Here is a 14,779-nt window from a genome sequence, read left to right as displayed (position 1 = left end):
CGTTGCCGGGCGGTCGGTTGTTCCTTCGAGAGAAGGACAACGCCTGGCAGGAGGTGAGTCCACCTTCCGCCAGGCTGGCATCTTCGGTACGCCGTGCTTTGCGTGACCCCTAGCTTCTCCAAGGACGCCACACGGATGACGCCATGCCTGCTGTGTTGACGTAGGTACGAGTCCGTAATCGGAGCTTTGGATAGGTACATGTCAACATGGTCAGGGGTGGGTCCGACAGAACTTGGTGCCTGAGTGCCATGAAAGGTCCTTTCCTTGCAAAATTTGCAAGGAAAGGACCTTTCATGGCACTTGCCAGGGGGCAGGCGTCCCCTACTGGCCCGAGGCGGCCTTCACGAACTTCGCCAGGTCCTTCGACTGCCGCACCCGCGACTCCTCGTGCACGTACATCATGTGCCCCGCGGGGTAGTACGCCGTGTCGATGTTCTCCCGCAGCTCCTCGGGGATCTGAAGGTGTGCCAACACATGCTCCGAAGCGAAGTAAGGCGTCGCGCCGTCATAGTGCCCGAAAGCGACGTGAATCCGTAGATGCGGATTCGCTCGCATGGCGGAAGCGAGCGAGTCCACAGAGGACACCGAGCGCCCTTCGAAGTCGGAGTAGGACCAGGCCTTGAACACGTCCATCGACAGGAGTTCGTAGGGAAGGTCGTTCTCGTAACCCAGCTCGGCCCGCACGTAGTGGTTGAGGCCGCTCGCGTAGGCGCCGATGATCCGTGAGATCGAAGGATCGTCGCTCATGTGCTCGCGGCCGCCGTCGGGTTCCCAGGTGGTGAACCGCCCGTCCATCCGGCCGACGGTGAGACCCTTGTCCCGCAGGAGTTCCGTGAAGTACCGGACATGCTCGATCCGCAGGTTGACCCTGTCCACATAGGACTCGCTCAAACCGGTCAAGGAAGCGAGTGTCGCCACGACCTCGGCGCGGTCCTGTGTGGACAGACGTGCGCCGCGCGCGAGGGCCCAGGGGAGTTCCTTGGCCGCGAAGTCCTCGGCGTCCGCGAGGACGTCGTCGAGCGGGCGGTCGCCGTGGAGGCCGTGGTAGTGCGCGATCGCCGCGTACGTCGGCACGTAGAGCGTGTACGGCAGGTCGTTGCCCTCGGTGAACCGCAGTGTGCCCAGGTCCAGCACGGACGAGATCAGCAGCAGCCCGTTCAGGTACATCCCGTGGCGTTCCTGCAGATGCGCCGCCAGACCGGCCGCCCGGAGCGTGCCGTACGACTCGCCTGCCAGGAACTTCGGCGACAGCCAGCGCTGCTTGCGCGAGACCCACAGCCGGATGACCTCGCCGATGGACTCGATGTCGGCCGTGTACCCGTGGTACTCCTTGGCCTTCTCGCCGTCCACCGCTCGCGAGTAGCCGGTCGACACCGGGTCGATGAACACCAGGTCACTGTGCGCGAGGAGGGTTTCCTGGTTGTCGGTCAGTCCGTAGGGCGGCGCGACCGGGTCGTCGACGTCGCCGGACAGGACACGGCGCGGGCCGAGGAGGCCCATGTGCAGCCAGACACTCGCCGAGCCGGGTCCGCCGTTGAACGCGAACGTCACCGGCCGCGTGCCGGGCTCCGCGTCGTCGAGCGTGTACGAGGTCACGAACACCTCGGCCTTGGCCTTGTGGCCTTCGGACTTGCCGTCGGTGATGACCTCCTTCCGCAGCACGATCCGGCCGGTCTGGGCCGTGTACGCGAGCTTCCGGCGCTTGAGCGTCAGTGTGTGCTTCGTGGTGACCAGGTCGTCGATCGGCTCGACCTTGGTTTCCGTCGACGGGGCATCCTTCTCGTCGACGGCCTTCTCATCGGGATCGGTATCCGGCATGGTTCCAACCTACTGGCAGTCTGTACAGGTGGACATCGTCACGGCGCATGATCGCCCGAGTACGGCCGCCGAAGCGATCGAAATCCAGGAAACCCTGCGTGGCCTGGTCGATCGCGAGGATCGCTGTCCACAAGAGATCGTCACGGTGACCGGGCTCGACGTCGCCTACGACGAGGGCGGCGGCCTCATCGCCGCCGCCGCGGTCACGCTCGAAACCGCCGAATTCCGGGTCGTGGAAAAGCGAACCGTCGTTTCCGAGGTCTCGTTCCCGTACGAACCCGGCCTTTTCGCCTTCCGTGAGCTGCCCTCGCTTCTCGACGCGCTGCGAGCCCTCGACCACACGCCGGACCTCCTGATCTGCGACGGCCACGGGCTCGCCCATCCACGCCGGTTCGGGCTGGCGTGCCACGTCGGCGTCGTGACCGGTTTGCCGACCGTCGGAGTGGGGAAGACCCGGTTCATCGGCGAGCACGCCGAGCCGGGCCCGGAGCGCGGCGCCCGGGCACCCCTGATGGACGGCGGAGAGGTGGTCGGCGCCGTCCTGCGCACCCAGGACGGGGTGAAGCCGCTTTACGTCTCCGTCGGGCACAAGATCTCGCTCGACAACGCGTGCCGTCAGGTGCTGAGGCTGTGCCCCGCGTTCCGTCAGCCGGAGACGACCCGGCACGCCGACCGCCTCGCCCGCGACACGCTGAAGGAGGCACTCGTCCGGTGAAGTTCTCGTCGATCGCCGAACTCGACGCCGAGGTCATCGGCTGCCGCGCGTGCCCGCGGCTGGTCGCGTGGCGCGAGGAGATCGCCGTGGTCAAACGCGCCGCCTTCGCCGGCGACACCTATTGGGCCCGGCCGGTGCCCGGATTCGGCCCGCCGGACGCGTCACTGGCGATCGTCGGCCTCGCCCCGTCGGCCCATGGGGCGAACCGGACCGGCCGCATGTTCACCGGCGACCCCTCCGGTGACGTTCTCTTCAAGGCGCTTCACCGGGTCGGGGTCGCCTCGCAGCCGACGTCGACCCATATCGGTGACGGTCTGGAGTTGCGGGGGACCAGGATCGTCTCGCCGGTGCGATGCGCGCCACCCGCCAACAAGCCCACACCTGAGGAACGGGAGACCTGCCGATCCTGGCTCGCGGCCGAACTCGCGTTGCTGAAACCGACGCTGAAGGCCGTCGTGGTCCTCGGCGCGTTCGGCTGGCAGGCGCTGCTGCCGGTGCTCGCCGAGGCGGGCTGGCCGGTGCCCGCGCCACGCCCGAAATTCGGCCACGGGGCCGAGGTGAGCGTCGGCGACCTGCGGCTTTTCGGCTGTTATCACGTGTCGCAGCGCAATGTCCAGACCGGCCGCCTGACGCTTGACATGGTGTGCGACGTGCTCACCGCCGCGACCTCGGTGGCCGGCCTGAACTGAATCGGTGCGGAAGCGGTGGCGACGCTGGTCACAGCCGGATGGGGTCTACGAGCGATCTCAGCAGATGGGTGCGACTATAGAAATATGGCTGGTGTTAAGTCGGAACCGACACGGATCCTCGTCCTTGGTGGTGGATACGTCGGGCTCTACACGGCGTACGGGCTCCAGAAGATGCTCCGGGCCAACGAAGCGTCCGTGACGGTCGTTGACCCGCAGCCGCACATGACCTATGCCCCCTTCCTGCCCGAGGCGGCGGCCGGTGCGATCGAACCGCGGCACGTGGTCGTGCCGCTGCGGCGCGTGCTCAAGCGCTGCCACGTGCTCACCGCGCGGGTGACGAAGATCGAGCACGAGCGCAAGGCCGTCACGGTCGAAGCCGCCGACGGGCACGTCGAGCAGCTGAACTACGACGTCCTCGTGGTCGCGCTGGGTGCCGTCGCGCGCATCCTGCCGATCCCCGGCCTGGTCGAGGAAGGTATCGCCTTCAAGACCATCGGTGAGGCGATCTACCTGCGCAACCACGTCATGACGAAGCTGGACGAGGCCGCCAGCACGCTCGATCCCGAGCAGCGCAAGCGCCTGCTGACGTTCACCGTCGTCGGCGGCGGGTTCGCCGGTATCGAGGCGCTCGCCGAACTCGAGGACATGACCCGCTTCGCGGTGGAGAACTACTACCCGAACCTCAAGGTCGAGGACATCCGCTGGGTGCTCGTCGAGGCGGCCGGGCGGATCCTCCCCGAGGTGCGCGAGACGCTCGGTGTGTACACCGTCGAGCAGCTCGAGAAGCGCGGCATCGAAGTCTATTTGTCGACAGCGGCGAAGTCGTTCGAGAACGGCCACGTCGTCCTTTCGGACGGCACCGAGTTCGACACCGACACGATCATCTGGACCGCCGGCGTGAAGGCGAACCCGGTGCTCGCCAGCTCGGACCTGCCGCTGGACAAGCGCGGCCGCGTCGAGGCCACCGCCGCGATGCAGGTCGTCGGGCACCCCGACGTCTGGACCGCCGGTGACAACGCCGCCGTGCCGGACCTCTCGCGCACCGAACAGGACCCGACCGCGACCTGCCCGCCGAACGCGCAGCACGCCGTTCGCCAGGCGCGTCTGCTGGCGAAGAACATCATCAAGGTGATCCGCGGCGGCAAGCCGAAGGACTACTACCACAAGAACCTGGGTGCGGTGGCCAGCCTCGGCCTGCACAAGGGTGTCGCCGACGCGCTGAACCTGAAGATCAAGGGCTTCCCGGCCTGGCTCTTCCACCGCGCGTACCACCTCAAGGCGATGCCGACGTGGAACCGCAAGACCCGCATCCTGTTCGACTGGATGCTCGGCGGCCTGTTCCGGCGCGAGGTCATCTCGCTCGGCCAGATCAACAACCCGCGCGAGGAGTTCGACAGGCTGTCGAAGTCCTGAGTCCGTAGTTCGCCGTGAAGGCCTCCTTCCCTACCTTGAGCGTAGGGAAGGAGGCCTTCACGGCTTCAGGGTGAACCGGTGCTGATACTGGCGCTCTCCGCGGTATCCACGATCATTCTCGGATTGCAGAACCTCAACGGCTGGACCGGTGTGGCGTTCGCGCTGGTCGCCGCGACGACCGTGGTCGGCGCGCTCGAGCCGTTCTTCGCCTGGCGGTCTCTTTGGGTGCTGATGGAAGAGGTCCAATTCCGGCTCTACCGGCTACGCGACGAGCTCAGCTTCTACATCGCGTCGACCCCGCCTGATCAGATCGATCCCCGGTTGATCACCGAGAAGTTCGAGGAGTACCAGGCCGTTTGGAACGAGAGCGGCCTCCAGTGGCTCGAATATCGGCGTACTGAAGCGGCGAACTGACGGCCATCGCTTAAGCTGTCCGTGCCCCGGTAGCCCAATTGGCAGAGGCAGTCGACTTAAAATCGACGTAGTGCGGGTTCGATCCCCGTCCGGGGCACCATTCCCGCAGGTCAAAGCTCTGTCTGATCTTGCTGGTCCTGACCGGCCCCCGGTTTACCCCCGGAATTGGCCTGCTCGTCGTCGAGCCACATGCCTTCCAGGGCGACCGCGTTGTCCCGGGAGACCGACGTCCTGCCCATGTAGACGTCCTGAGTGATCGACGGCCGAGCGTGGCCGAGCTGATCGGCGATCTGCCGGGAACTGAGTTTCGCGTCGTCCAGCACGGTGGCTGCCGTCTTGCGGAAGACGTGCGACTTGACCCACGCGAAATCCTCGGTACCGCGCGCATCGCGGAGATCTCGCCGAGTGTTCGAAGGATCGCGCAAGCCGCCGATGGTGTCCGGGAAGACCGGGGATGCCGGGCCGCGCCCAGCTTCCTCAGCGAGGCGCCGACGCTCCCTCAGCACCGACACCGCCCACGAGGGAAGCGGCAGCGTCCGATCGCCGGATTCGGTCTTGAGCTTCTTCACGCGGCGCAACCCGGCCCCTCGAATCCGGATCACCTTCCAGTCGATCGCGACCGTTCCGGCGTCAAGATCGACGTCTTCCCAGAAGACCGCGAGCGCCTCGCCGATCCGCACGCCGGTTGCCAGCATGAAGCGCGTCAAGTCCGGCAGGTCTCGCGCGACCGCCTTCGGGTCGGCTTCGAGCTGTTCGAGCCACCTACGACGCTCTGCCGACGACAAGGCGCGAGGCTTATTACGCTTTCCGCCCTCGATCCGCTCAAGCTCCCTGACAGGGTTCGCGCCCAAGGCCCCCTGACGTACCGCGAAGCCGAGGATGCCACTCACCACGGCACGGGTCGTTCGGGCATGCGATGCACTGGTTTTCGCTTTGACGGCAGGAAGAAACGCGTCCAGCCGTGGCACGGTCACCTCATACAACCGGAGATCACCGAGCGCGGGAAGTACGTGGTTCTTGAGCACGCTTCGGTAGTTGTCCAGCGTGCCGTGTGCGCGTTCTTCTGCCTCGACGCGCTCAGCCTGCCGTGTGATCCACCTGTCGGCGACGACACTGAACTTCGTGTTGTGATCCATGTCGCCGCCTCCGGGCGCCTTCAGGGCCTCACTGATCGCCTTCTTCAGCAGTCGCTCAGCCTTTGGACGAGTCGGGCCGGTGCGCTCAATGTCATGCACCTTCCCATCGAAGCCCCGGTAGCTCGCACGAGCCCGGACGCCGGATGCCGTGTCGCTGAACCGGATCTTCCCGTGCGTCCCCACATCGAGAGGTGGCCGTGCCATCACACACCCCCTTGTTCGGCGACCCAGGCGTCGACGTCTTCGGGGCGGTAGCGGAGGTGCTTGCCGATGCGCTTTCCAGCCGGGCCGTAGCCGGTGGTGCGCCACCGGTAGAGGGTGCCGACGGGCACTCCGAGGTGGGCCGAGAGGTCTTCGACGGTCATGAGTGGCTGGTTCATCACTGGTTCTCCTTTGCGAGTTTGTCCTTGCGCTGTAGGCGTTTTCCTTCGTAGATCGCTTCGGCGATCTCGCGTTCTTCGGGGTTGTTGTGTCCGTTTCCGGTGTAGTTCCAGTGGTTGACGACGATCGCGCCGTCGGGAGTGGTCCCGAGGGCTTCGAGCGTGGCGAGGTGCTGGTGGGTGCGGCGGTCGCCGCGCAGCATGGTGAAAGTGACGGAGTAGCGCTGTGACTTGGTGAGGAAGTGGCCTCGGAAGCCGAGCATGTGCGCCCATTTCCGGAGGAACGTGAGGTCTTCGCTGGCTCCGAGTTCCCAGGCGGTGGCGATCATGCGTCGGTGGTGCGGCAGGACGTCCAGGTGCTCGATCGCTCGTTCGGACCGGATTGGACGGTCGGGGACTTCGCTGGTGCTGGTGCCCTTGGTGGCGTATTTGGCGATATACCCGGCTAGCGCGCGGTCGCTGATCTCGCCGTCGTCGCCCTCGATCTGGGCGGCGTGCGCGGGCCGGATGGGCCGGATGTCGATCTGCTGGCCCCACGTGAACACGTGCTCGGTGAGCTTGCCGTCGAGCATGAATTCGCGGGTGACGTGGGTGGTTTCGACGGCCGCGCGGACGGCGTGTTCCATGAGCGTGTTGTCCGCCCAGGTGGGCGCGGGGTCGTGGGCGCCTTCCGGCCCGTCGAGCCGGATCACGGCGTGGAAGTGGATGAGTCCGCGCTTCTGGTACTCGGCGACCTTGGCGTAGGAGAGCCGCGCGTACTCCGCGAACTCACTGACCTTGATTCCGGCCGCGCGGGCGATCTCCCGGCGAAGACGGATGGTGAACCGGTGCCACAGGTCGCCAGTGTGGCCTTGCCACAGGACCGCGCCCCGGTAGTCGTAGCTCTCTGGGGCGATCGCGGTGCCGACGCGGGGATCGGCTTCGTGGTGGTTTTCCCCGCAACCACAGGGGATGCGGCGGCCGGTGCGGGTGGTGCGGCGGCCGTGGACAGCGCCGAAGCTCGGTGCGGTGAGGGTGACGAACAGACGGGGCTTGTCCGCCACGGACTCAGGAATCGCCTTGCCACCGGTCATTCCGGCGCGGATGAGGTGGAACGCGTCGGCGGCGTAGCGGTCGGAGCAGGCGGGGCACACGGACTCGCGGCGGTTGCCGCACGGGGCGTAGACGGTCCCGGCGTGGTGGTCGAGGGTGCGGCCGGTGGCGCGGTCGGTGACGACGCGGTAGCCGGACAGGTGCACCGGCTGGAGGCATCCGCCGGTCGCGGTGACGCGGGCGCGGACGTGGCGCATGGTGAGGTGGCGGGTGATGCGGGTAGCCAGTGAGGACCCGTCGTGCTCGGTGATCATGGCTCTCCATTCGTGCGGGCACGAGAGAGCCGGGCAGACCCCCAGCACGGTCACCGAGGGCTGCCCGGCGAACGTGCGTGGTGCGAGGGAACCGGTCAGGCGGTGACCGGGTGGTGGTTGATCGAGGCGTTCAGTTCGTCCACGAGCGTGGTGAGCATCGCCTCGGGCAGGTTGACCCTGGTGGTCAGATCGGCGGCCGTGACGGGCCTGCCAGCACTGTGGGCGGTGTCGGTGATGCTGGTGACCGTGGTGCGGATGCTGGCGGGGAGCTTTGCGAACGTCGCCGACGTCGGGGGCCGGGGGGGCTGGATTTCGGCCGGCATAGCCGCCGGGGAAGCCGCGGTTTGCCGCACGGTGTTCTCCCTGGTCGGGGCCGTGACCGTGGCGAGGGCTTGTTCGCGGACGCGGGTGCATGTCTGCTGGATCACCGGCATGACCTCCGCGAGAAGGAACACCACGAGCGGGATCACCAGGTGGAAGAACACCATGCCCTTGGAGACCTCGCCACGGGCTGGTGCGAGACCGGCCCAGACGTTGGCCACCAGCGTGGCACCCAGCAGAAGGCGCTTGAGGTAGCGAACGGGTTTGACGTCGACCGTGACGCCATGAGAGAGCATCGAGGCTTCCCAGCGGAGCAGGGTCACCAGGATGCCCGCCAGCGCGGGTTCGGCAAGCCACGCGCCCCACCACAGCGGATCAGTGATAGGCCGGTCCCCGGCAAGGAAGTCGTGCACGCCAGTAGTGGTGAACCCGAGCCCGATCGCGAGGAACACCCACATGGTGCGGGTGATCGAGGCCCGGAACCGGTCTGCGGTCACCGCGCCCAACATCGGATCGGTGGACAGCCGGTGCACGTCACGCGCCTCGTCGAGCTGATCGGCCAGCGCGCGGACCCGGCGAGAACGGGGCGGAGTGTCCTCGCCCTCGGACTTGCGTTTCCAGAACATAATGTTGCCTCCTTCCAGGGGGGTGGACGGGCGAGGCGCCCGTGGCACGACGGAGATCTCACGTGTCCCGCGAGGACTCCGCGCATGCCGGTGAAGCGGTCTGGATGTAGCGGGCTTGCGCGTCGAGCAGCGCCGCCAGGTAGCGGGCGAACTCCGGGGGCATCGCCAGTTCCCAAGCCCGATCCGGTTTTCCCGGCGGGGACTGGCTTACCCGGAGCAGCACCGTGGACGCGGTTCCGGAGACGGCCGTGTTCGTGACCGTGGCCCGCTCGAACCGCACGCCCTCGATCGAGCGAAGCGGGTAGATCGCTAGGCCGTCCTCCAATGTTGACACTGCCGAGTGCCACGCCGCCGAGTCAGGCGACGGAACGGCTTCCGGATGGGTCATGTTCCGCCTCCTTGGCGAGTCACAGGGTTCGGGCGCGACTGAGGATCTTGTGCGCGTCGTACAACATCTCCTCAACGTCGTGCTTCGCTTTGTCCCGCTGAGCCTTCAGGGTCTCGATCTCAGTGGGCGAGTACTGACCGGCTTCGTGATGCGTGAAGCTCCAGTTCCAATAGAGCAAGTCATGCAACAGTTTCCCGATCTTCGTATTGATTTCGTCGTACAGTTCCTCGAACGAATCGCCGAATCCGAAAGTCAAAGTCGATGAGTACATGCCTAGTCCTTTCTGGTCAGTCGCGGGTGTAGTGGATGACTTGGTACGTTCCGGCGCCGTTTCGTTCCGCGTGCCACTCCTTCCAGATCCCGACAGTCAGTCCGATGTAGACGACGACCGTCGCGCCGACCGCAAGGAAGGTCCACCAGAATCCCCGGATGAGAACGCCTTCTAGGACGACGGTGAGAACGGCGAGACCGGTGATTTTGAGCCAGAGTCCGAGAAGCTTGAGGGTGATCACTGGTCGTTCTCCTTCTGTTTGGCGATTTCGAGAGCGAGGAGGTACAGCTCATCTGGCGTGACGGTCTCGTGGTCGCCCTTGCGGAGGGCGAGGTGTTTCCGGGCGAGGCTGTAGGGAAACGCGTCGTAAACGCACACCTGAGAGCGAGACGGCCCACGTCCCCGGAACGTCATATGAAGCTGCCCCGAGCTGGTGTGCCACCAGTCGCCATGCAGTCCGGTGAGGGAGTGTGTCCAGACCAGGAGAGAGCCGATCACGGTGACCGGGTCGGTTCCGGCGTCCGGCTGAATGCTGATGCTAGATGTGCCCGGTGTCAGGCATACCGAGGCCGGTTCGGGCGCTGGCGTCTCCCGGACCAGGCGAGTGGCGATCGCCGCGAGTTTGGCGACCCCGGTGAGTGGTACGAGTGCCGTGGTCATGGTCCATGTCCTTTCTGGACGGTCAGGCGGCGAAGGGGACGAGCACGCCGCCCGGCTCGTCGTCGTCGAAGTGCGGAGTGCAGAGCCGGACGAGTTCGTCGATGTCGTCGTCGGTGCTGTAGCCCGCGCGGACCCGGATCGGGGTGCGGGACTTCTCCGAGGTGCGGTAGCCGATGCCCTCGCAGCCCTCTTCCGGGATCTCGTCGGCGAGAGCGCCACGAAGTCGCGCGTCCTCCCCAAGCACCATGTCCACATAGGAGGCCGATCCGGTGCGCAGCGAGACCCGGCGGGTGAACAGATCCCGCACTGGGACGATGTCCTTCGTCGGTTCCTGGACGTAGGCCACGACCGCGAAACCGGCCGCGCGGCCCTGAGTCAGGATCTCCGCGAGAATCCTGTTCACCTGGCTGATCGTGGACCGGCTACCACCGAGCGCGGTGAGCATCGCCAGTTCGTCGACCATCAGGACTTCGAACGGGGTCTCGGCCGAGGGAGTGAACTTGCGCTTCTTCTGCGCCTTCAGGTACGCCTGACGTTCCCGCATCCGGTCCCGGAATTCCAGTAGCACCGCGAGCATCGGATCGACGTCCTCAGGGCCGGTGCCGTCGTCATACTCGACGTCATCATCGGCGGACGTAGCGTGCCGGTAGAACATCGGCTTCCCGCGCTCGGTCTCCATCCCGCCCTTGGGATCGATCATCCAGATCCGGGCGATCTGTTCCCGGATCATCGGCCCCATCGCCCGAAGCGGGTTCCACAACAGCGACCCCTTGCCGGAGCCGGTCGCGCCGGAGATCAGCCAGTGGTGACCGAGCAGCGGTTCCGTCCAGATCTCGCCCTGTTCGGTGTCGCCCAGCTCGATCGCCTTCAAGTCGACCTCATCCATCTCGCCGGGGATATCCGCCGGAGGGATCACGTCGTCGAACGGGTTGCCGTGCACCAGCGTGATGGTCAAGATGCGGGGCTTGCTGCCCTTCTCGATCGCGATCACGTCCGCTCCGAGTGCGGCGGCTAGCTCCTCCTGGACGTCCTGGAAGACGCGCAGCGACTGTCCTTTGACGAACTTGACCTTGAGGACGTCGATCGACGGAGTGGGCGCTGCGACCTTCAGCAGCCGGGGAACCAAAAGTTCGCCGGTGCGGCGGTCCTGCCCGACCAGGTTGCAGTACTCCAGGGACTCTTTCCAGGACTTGCCGATGTAACGGGTCCAGCGGCGGCGGACGGCACGAAGCCGCGGGGACGCCAGCGCCATATACGAGTCTTTGTGCAGGTAGCGCCAGGACAGCCCGACACCAACCAACCCGGCCACCGCGCTACCGGTGGTGACCGCGCCCAGCTCAACGACGCTCGTGCCGAAAACGGCCGGCATAGCCGTGACGCCGGGGTGGCGCAGCATCCAGCCCGCGCATCGGGCCGGGATCGGGGTCTTCCCGCTCGGACGGCGGGTCTTGGACTTCGGGGTCTTCATCGGTAGATCTCCTGTGTGTGGTGGACACAGGAGGGCCGCAGAGCCCCGGACACTGGACGCGGGGTCTACGGCCCTCACTACGTCCAGACGGATCGGTCATACGCGGTATGCGACTGTCGGTACTACTACGTTCCAGCGGTCAGCGTCGCCGGGCGGCAGGCTTCTTCTTCGCTCCGCCAGCGAACAGCGGTTTCGCCGCTTCCACGGTGGTGATCGCGGTCGCGACCTTGCGGGCGGCTTCGGTGTGCTGCTTGCCGCACCCGGCGACCCGGTTGGACAGGCGAGTCATCGCCGTCCGGAGCTTCTTCATCGCGTTGTCCAGCTCGGTCAACTTGCCGTCGATCTGGTTGGTGCTCATCGGTTTCTCCTCGGTGCTCGGTTCAGAACCACGTCTTGTTGGCCAGGCGCTTGCACTCCGGGCAGTAGGTCGCGAACACGTAGCCGAAGCACGAGGTCTCGACTTCGGACACGTTCGCGGTGATCCCGCACGCGGCGGTCATCTGTCCGGACCAGAACGACTGCTCCACGGCGATGTGGACAAGGTCTTCTTCGCGGGTGGTCATCAGACTCGCCAGCCCCGCGAGATCAGTTCCGCCTTGCGCTTGAGCGCCGCCTCCCGGAGTTCGTCCAGCGCACCGGACGCCTTCCGGAGATCGGCCTGTACCTCGGACTTGGTGGGGACCTGCCAGCCCTCGAACCGGTCCGCCGTGGCGCCCTTGTCGTCCAGGGCCTTCCCGAGCTTGCCTACCTCGTCGAACGCTTTGCGGACCTCATCGAGCGCGAACTCGAACTCGGCGAATCGGGCCTTGTTGACGTTGTTGATCGTCTGCGACGTCATCATGATGCCTTTCGTTTGCGGTAGGGGAGCATCGGCGCCACGACGTGAGCGCTGTCTCCCAGATCTCTTCCGATTAAGCCTGTCCGCCTCATTCAGCGCCTTGTAGTAGCTGCCATGCGTACTGACATGCACGCCAGGAACACCATTCGCGTTCACCGAGGTGTCGATCACCTTGCCGAAGCCGTTCCAGTCCTGCACAGCCTCGAATCGTCGGGTCATCACGACGCCTTTCGCTTACGAGAACAGGGAATCGGCGCCAGGTAGCGCCACTGACGTGCCTTCACCTTGGTGGCCTTGGGCACCAGGACCGCGTTACCCGGCCCTTCGTATCCGTGGTGTGTGTAGACGTGCACACCTCCCTTCGTCAGCCACTTCACGGTCAGGAGCTGATGCACGGCCTCCTCTTCGTACCGGGGGGCGACCTCGATCGTTTTTGGGGCGACCAGGTGATACACCCGCTCCGAGGGGCCGACAAGCACGTATCCGGTGTTCTCCGCAATCTGAAGTACCTTCTCGATCAAGTTCATGTCATTGATCGGCGGAGCCGCCGGTCCGGCCACCACCGGTTCCTCCACCGGATCGCCGAACAGATCCAGGGCGCCCGTCATCGCGTCCCCCGCGTGCCGACCACCGCCAGCAACCCCAGGACCACGGCAACCACTCCGGCCACCGGCATCGCGATCACCAGTGCCGCGACCAGGAGCAGCCACAGCGGGTAGAACGTCACCTTCGCGAAACTCGTCTCCATCACATTCCTCACATCTGCCATTGGCGACCGCACACGTTGCAGGTCGCGATACGGGTCGGGGACAGCCAGAAATTCGCCGAACACACGTGATTCCCCATCACGCACCCCGCTTCGGGCCGTTCGGGTCGAACGATGAAAGACCACTCCGCAGAGCGTCCACGGCAGACTTAGCCATTGCTCTTCACTCCTTCCACGCTTTTTCCGATCGCGTGAATTTCCTGGTTGATTCCAATCAGTTCTTCGATCACTCGATTGGTCCGAGACCGCGCATCAGAATCCACTCCGCGCGCCAAGCTCACCGCCTGGTCCAGTTCCCGGATCACTTCGCGGACGCCGCGATAGGTGCTCTCGTAAGCGCCGAGAAGGAGACTCACACGTTCGTTCACTTCTCCTTCCTCCGGTCTTCATAGGTCTCGACCTCTCCGAGGCGGCGACGAATCACGCCAAGTTCAGCGGTTACATTTCCCAGGTCATCGAGCATCCTGCGGTTAGCGAGACGGGAATCCCGGTCCGCGATCTCCACGAGCATCGCCACCTCTTCCAAGTTGCGCGCAGCACTCTGCAGCGCCTTGAACGCCCCGTCGTACGCCTCCACGATTTCAGCCTTCAATACTTTCGTGATCATTCGTCGCTCCCTCCGGTTGTCCAGTCGCCCTGAATGAATGCCGCAGACTGAAGGGAGCCCGCAGCGTCCACAAGCGCCAAGGCGACCCCCCGAACCCGGTAATCCGCCCGCTGATGAAGCGTCTCGCTCGTCCGAATACGCTCAACGCGTTCCGCCAGATACCGAATTTCCTCGATCAACGCGTCGAACTCGGACGCCAATTCGTCACCCTTGTCCATCACGGCTCATCCCCTTCTGTCAAATGCAGCCACGGCCACTCGTTCAATTGGGCGGCCAAAATTTCGTGCTCGCTCATTCTCAAAACCTCATTTCGGCTAGGACGGATACACCCGCCGGTCCCTGACGAAATGAGGTCAGGAACCAAAGCGCGTAGCCGTATTAGGCGCGTTTTTGGGCATAGTTGGGCTCACTATGTATTTGTCAATGATCAGAAGAATTCAGTGCCCGAGCGGGCAAATTGCCGATTTGGCAGGTTCACGCGACGCGTGATCAGATCAGCGGCTTCATTCCGGCCGCACCCCAGGCCACACCCGAGACAGTCTCGCCCCGATCGTTCTTGAACGAGTAGGGCGTCACACGCGGGTCGATCAGCTCGACGCGGGTCATGTCGTCCTCCGAGAAGCCCTCGCCGGGGTCGGCGTCCAGGGTCACCCGGATCTCCTCGCCCTTCTCACCCTTGGCCTTCACCATGAGCGCCACCGTGTACTTGGTGACCCCTTCGCGGTCGGTCACAACCTCTTCACGGCCGTCGACCTTGCGCATCTTCATCTCCGGGTTCTCCGAGACCGTCAGCCGGTAGCCCGCCAGGTTCACCGGGATGTTCCTCATGTCTGCCTCCGTTGGTCGGTTCTGCCGTCTAATCCCGGTATCCGGTCGTCATCCCGGGATGGTGTGGTTAGAACCTTGCCATCGTCATCCGTGGC

Annotated in this window: 23 protein-coding genes and 1 tRNA gene; 5 read left to right on the top strand and 19 right to left on the bottom strand. The window is 65.3% G+C overall.

Annotation, left to right across the window (positions count from 1 at the left end):
• Positions 1 to 321: 321 nt before the first annotated feature.
• On the bottom strand, positions 322 to 1,818 hold the full coding sequence (locus L324_RS31290) for a S10 family peptidase (protein WP_037317225.1): 1,497 nt from the start codon (positions 1,816 to 1,818) through the stop codon (positions 322 to 324).
• A gap of 28 nt (positions 1,819 to 1,846) precedes the next feature.
• Here L324_RS31290 and nfi point away from each other — a divergent pair, with 28 nt between their 5' ends.
• From nfi to L324_RS31265, 5 genes are all read left to right on the top strand, one after another.
• Positions 1,847 to 2,533: a deoxyribonuclease V gene (nfi, locus tag L324_RS31285; RefSeq protein ID WP_037317222.1), complete on the top strand. Its 687-nt coding sequence runs from the start codon at positions 1,847 to 1,849 to the stop codon at positions 2,531 to 2,533.
• Positions 2,530 to 3,222, top strand: a complete 693-nt coding sequence (locus L324_RS31280) for a uracil-DNA glycosylase (RefSeq protein ID WP_037317219.1) — start codon at positions 2,530 to 2,532, stop codon at positions 3,220 to 3,222. Before nfi ends, L324_RS31280 begins: the two co-directional genes overlap by 4 nt.
• Before the next feature lie 84 nt (positions 3,223 to 3,306).
• Positions 3,307 to 4,635: an NAD(P)/FAD-dependent oxidoreductase gene (locus tag L324_RS31275; RefSeq protein WP_037317217.1), complete on the top strand. Its 1,329-nt coding sequence runs from the start codon at positions 3,307 to 3,309 to the stop codon at positions 4,633 to 4,635.
• Positions 4,636 to 4,713: 78 nt separating this feature from the next.
• A complete protein-coding gene (locus tag L324_RS31270; protein ID WP_235783703.1) occupies positions 4,714 to 5,049 on the top strand; it encodes an SLATT domain-containing protein in 336 nt (111 codons plus the stop codon).
• Positions 5,050 to 5,072: 23 nt separating this feature from the next.
• Positions 5,073 to 5,149 (top strand) — tRNA-Leu (locus L324_RS31265).
• Between the two features lie 10 nt (positions 5,150 to 5,159).
• On the opposite strand, the gene L324_RS31260 is transcribed toward L324_RS31265, so the two are convergent.
• The 18 genes from L324_RS31260 to L324_RS31180 form a co-directional block, all read right to left on the bottom strand.
• Positions 5,160 to 6,284: a site-specific integrase gene (locus L324_RS31260; RefSeq protein ID WP_081736553.1), complete on the bottom strand. Its 1,125-nt coding sequence runs from the start codon at positions 6,282 to 6,284 to the stop codon at positions 5,160 to 5,162.
• 104 nt (positions 6,285 to 6,388) lie between these two features.
• Positions 6,389 to 6,565 (bottom strand): helix-turn-helix domain-containing protein, encoded by a 177-nt coding sequence (locus L324_RS31255; RefSeq protein ID WP_037317213.1) that lies wholly within the window; start codon positions 6,563 to 6,565, stop codon positions 6,389 to 6,391.
• Positions 6,565 to 7,911 (bottom strand): replication initiator, encoded by a 1,347-nt coding sequence (locus L324_RS31250; RefSeq protein WP_037317211.1) that lies wholly within the window; start codon positions 7,909 to 7,911, stop codon positions 6,565 to 6,567. Before L324_RS31250 ends, L324_RS31255 begins: the two co-directional genes overlap by 1 nt.
• 95 nt (positions 7,912 to 8,006) lie before the next feature.
• On the bottom strand, positions 8,007 to 8,858 hold the full coding sequence (locus tag L324_RS31245; protein ID WP_037317209.1) for a hypothetical protein: 852 nt from the start codon (positions 8,856 to 8,858) through the stop codon (positions 8,007 to 8,009).
• 58 nt (positions 8,859 to 8,916) lie between these two features.
• Positions 8,917 to 9,246 carry a hypothetical protein gene (locus tag L324_RS31240; RefSeq protein WP_235783702.1) on the bottom strand — a complete coding sequence of 110 codons (330 nt, stop codon included), beginning with the start codon at positions 9,244 to 9,246 and terminating at the stop codon, positions 8,917 to 8,919.
• A gap of 19 nt (positions 9,247 to 9,265) precedes the next feature.
• Positions 9,266 to 9,517, bottom strand: a complete 252-nt coding sequence (locus tag L324_RS31235; RefSeq protein WP_037317206.1) for a hypothetical protein — start codon at positions 9,515 to 9,517, stop codon at positions 9,266 to 9,268.
• Between the two features lie 16 nt (positions 9,518 to 9,533).
• Positions 9,534 to 9,758: a hypothetical protein gene (locus L324_RS31230; RefSeq protein ID WP_037317203.1), complete on the bottom strand. Its 225-nt coding sequence runs from the start codon at positions 9,756 to 9,758 to the stop codon at positions 9,534 to 9,536.
• A complete protein-coding gene (locus tag L324_RS31225; RefSeq protein ID WP_037317199.1) occupies positions 9,755 to 10,177 on the bottom strand; it encodes a hypothetical protein in 423 nt (140 codons plus the stop codon). The genes L324_RS31230 and L324_RS31225 overlap by 4 nt, the downstream gene beginning before the upstream one ends.
• Before the next feature lie 22 nt (positions 10,178 to 10,199).
• Positions 10,200 to 11,645, bottom strand: coding sequence for a type IV secretory system conjugative DNA transfer family protein (locus L324_RS31220; protein ID WP_037317196.1), 1,446 nt, complete (start codon positions 11,643 to 11,645; stop codon positions 10,200 to 10,202).
• Between the two features lie 139 nt (positions 11,646 to 11,784).
• Positions 11,785 to 12,003, bottom strand: a complete 219-nt coding sequence (locus tag L324_RS31215; protein ID WP_037317194.1) for a hypothetical protein — start codon at positions 12,001 to 12,003, stop codon at positions 11,785 to 11,787.
• 22 nt (positions 12,004 to 12,025) lie between these two features.
• Positions 12,026 to 12,208: a hypothetical protein gene (locus tag L324_RS31210; RefSeq protein WP_037317192.1), complete on the bottom strand. Its 183-nt coding sequence runs from the start codon at positions 12,206 to 12,208 to the stop codon at positions 12,026 to 12,028.
• The gene (locus L324_RS43760) at positions 12,208 to 12,702 is read right to left on the bottom strand and encodes a hypothetical protein (protein ID WP_235783701.1); all 495 of its coding nucleotides are present in this window, start codon (positions 12,700 to 12,702) and stop codon (positions 12,208 to 12,210) included. Before L324_RS43760 ends, L324_RS31210 begins: the two co-directional genes overlap by 1 nt.
• Complete coding sequence (locus L324_RS31200; protein ID WP_037317187.1) at positions 12,702 to 13,091, bottom strand: hypothetical protein; 390 nt, start codon at positions 13,089 to 13,091, stop codon at positions 12,702 to 12,704. The genes L324_RS43760 and L324_RS31200 overlap by 1 nt, the downstream gene beginning before the upstream one ends.
• On the bottom strand, positions 13,088 to 13,231 hold the full coding sequence (locus L324_RS42905) for a hypothetical protein (protein ID WP_161780899.1): 144 nt from the start codon (positions 13,229 to 13,231) through the stop codon (positions 13,088 to 13,090). The genes L324_RS31200 and L324_RS42905 overlap by 4 nt, the downstream gene beginning before the upstream one ends.
• Before the next feature lie 167 nt (positions 13,232 to 13,398).
• Positions 13,399 to 13,617 (bottom strand): hypothetical protein, encoded by a 219-nt coding sequence (locus tag L324_RS31195; protein WP_037317184.1) that lies wholly within the window; start codon positions 13,615 to 13,617, stop codon positions 13,399 to 13,401.
• Entirely contained in the window at positions 13,614 to 13,856 is a 243-nt protein-coding gene (locus tag L324_RS31190) for a hypothetical protein (RefSeq protein WP_037317181.1), read from the bottom strand. Before L324_RS31190 ends, L324_RS31195 begins: the two co-directional genes overlap by 4 nt.
• Positions 13,853 to 14,074, bottom strand: a complete 222-nt coding sequence (locus L324_RS31185) for a hypothetical protein (RefSeq protein ID WP_037317178.1) — start codon at positions 14,072 to 14,074, stop codon at positions 13,853 to 13,855. Before L324_RS31185 ends, L324_RS31190 begins: the two co-directional genes overlap by 4 nt.
• Positions 14,075 to 14,345: 271 nt before the next feature.
• Complete coding sequence (locus tag L324_RS31180) at positions 14,346 to 14,684, bottom strand: hypothetical protein (RefSeq protein WP_037317175.1); 339 nt, start codon at positions 14,682 to 14,684, stop codon at positions 14,346 to 14,348.
• Positions 14,685 to 14,779: the final 95 nt, after the last annotated feature.

Origin of the sequence: Amycolatopsis orientalis DSM 40040 = KCTC 9412 (genome assembly GCF_000478275.1) — a bacterium.
Lineage (GTDB): Bacteria > Actinomycetota > Actinomycetes > Mycobacteriales > Pseudonocardiaceae > Amycolatopsis > Amycolatopsis orientalis.
This window is presented reverse-complemented; position numbering and strand designations above follow the sequence as displayed.

Bases quoted from the DNA above. Each gene is read 5' to 3' on its own strand.
- L324_RS31225 (WP_037317199.1), bottom strand. From the start codon at position 10,177: ATGACCACGGCACTCGTACCACTCACCGGGGTCGCCAAACTCGCGGCG.
- L324_RS31250 (WP_037317211.1), bottom strand. From the start codon at position 7,911: ATGATCACCGAGCACGACGGGTCCTCACTGGCTACCCGCATCACCCGC.
- L324_RS31245 (WP_037317209.1), bottom strand. From the start codon at position 8,858: ATGTTCTGGAAACGCAAGTCCGAGGGCGAGGACACTCCGCCCCGTTCT.
- L324_RS31185 (WP_037317178.1), bottom strand. From the start codon at position 14,074: ATGGACAAGGGTGACGAATTGGCGTCCGAGTTCGACGCGTTGATCGAG.
- L324_RS31220 (WP_037317196.1), bottom strand. From the start codon at position 11,645: ATGAAGACCCCGAAGTCCAAGACCCGCCGTCCGAGCGGGAAGACCCCG.
- L324_RS31275 (WP_037317217.1), top strand. From the start codon at position 3,307: ATGGCTGGTGTTAAGTCGGAACCGACACGGATCCTCGTCCTTGGTGGT.
- L324_RS43760 (WP_235783701.1), bottom strand. From the start codon at position 12,702: ATGACCCGACGATTCGAGGCTGTGCAGGACTGGAACGGCTTCGGCAAG.
- L324_RS31210 (WP_037317192.1), bottom strand. From the start codon at position 12,208: ATGACCACCCGCGAAGAAGACCTTGTCCACATCGCCGTGGAGCAGTCG.
- L324_RS31215 (WP_037317194.1), bottom strand. From the start codon at position 12,003: ATGAGCACCAACCAGATCGACGGCAAGTTGACCGAGCTGGACAACGCG.
- L324_RS31255 (WP_037317213.1), bottom strand. From the start codon at position 6,565: ATGAACCAGCCACTCATGACCGTCGAAGACCTCTCGGCCCACCTCGGA.
- L324_RS42905 (WP_161780899.1), bottom strand. From the start codon at position 13,231: ATGGAGACGAGTTTCGCGAAGGTGACGTTCTACCCGCTGTGGCTGCTC.
- L324_RS31240 (WP_235783702.1), bottom strand. From the start codon at position 9,246: ATGACCCATCCGGAAGCCGTTCCGTCGCCTGACTCGGCGGCGTGGCAC.
- L324_RS31180 (WP_037317175.1), bottom strand. From the start codon at position 14,684: ATGAGGAACATCCCGGTGAACCTGGCGGGCTACCGGCTGACGGTCTCG.
- L324_RS31200 (WP_037317187.1), bottom strand. From the start codon at position 13,091: ATGACGGGCGCCCTGGATCTGTTCGGCGATCCGGTGGAGGAACCGGTG.
- L324_RS31290 (WP_037317225.1), bottom strand. From the start codon at position 1,818: ATGCCGGATACCGATCCCGATGAGAAGGCCGTCGACGAGAAGGATGCC.
- L324_RS31190 (WP_037317181.1), bottom strand. From the start codon at position 13,856: ATGATCACGAAAGTATTGAAGGCTGAAATCGTGGAGGCGTACGACGGG.
- L324_RS31235 (WP_037317206.1), bottom strand. From the start codon at position 9,517: ATGTACTCATCGACTTTGACTTTCGGATTCGGCGATTCGTTCGAGGAA.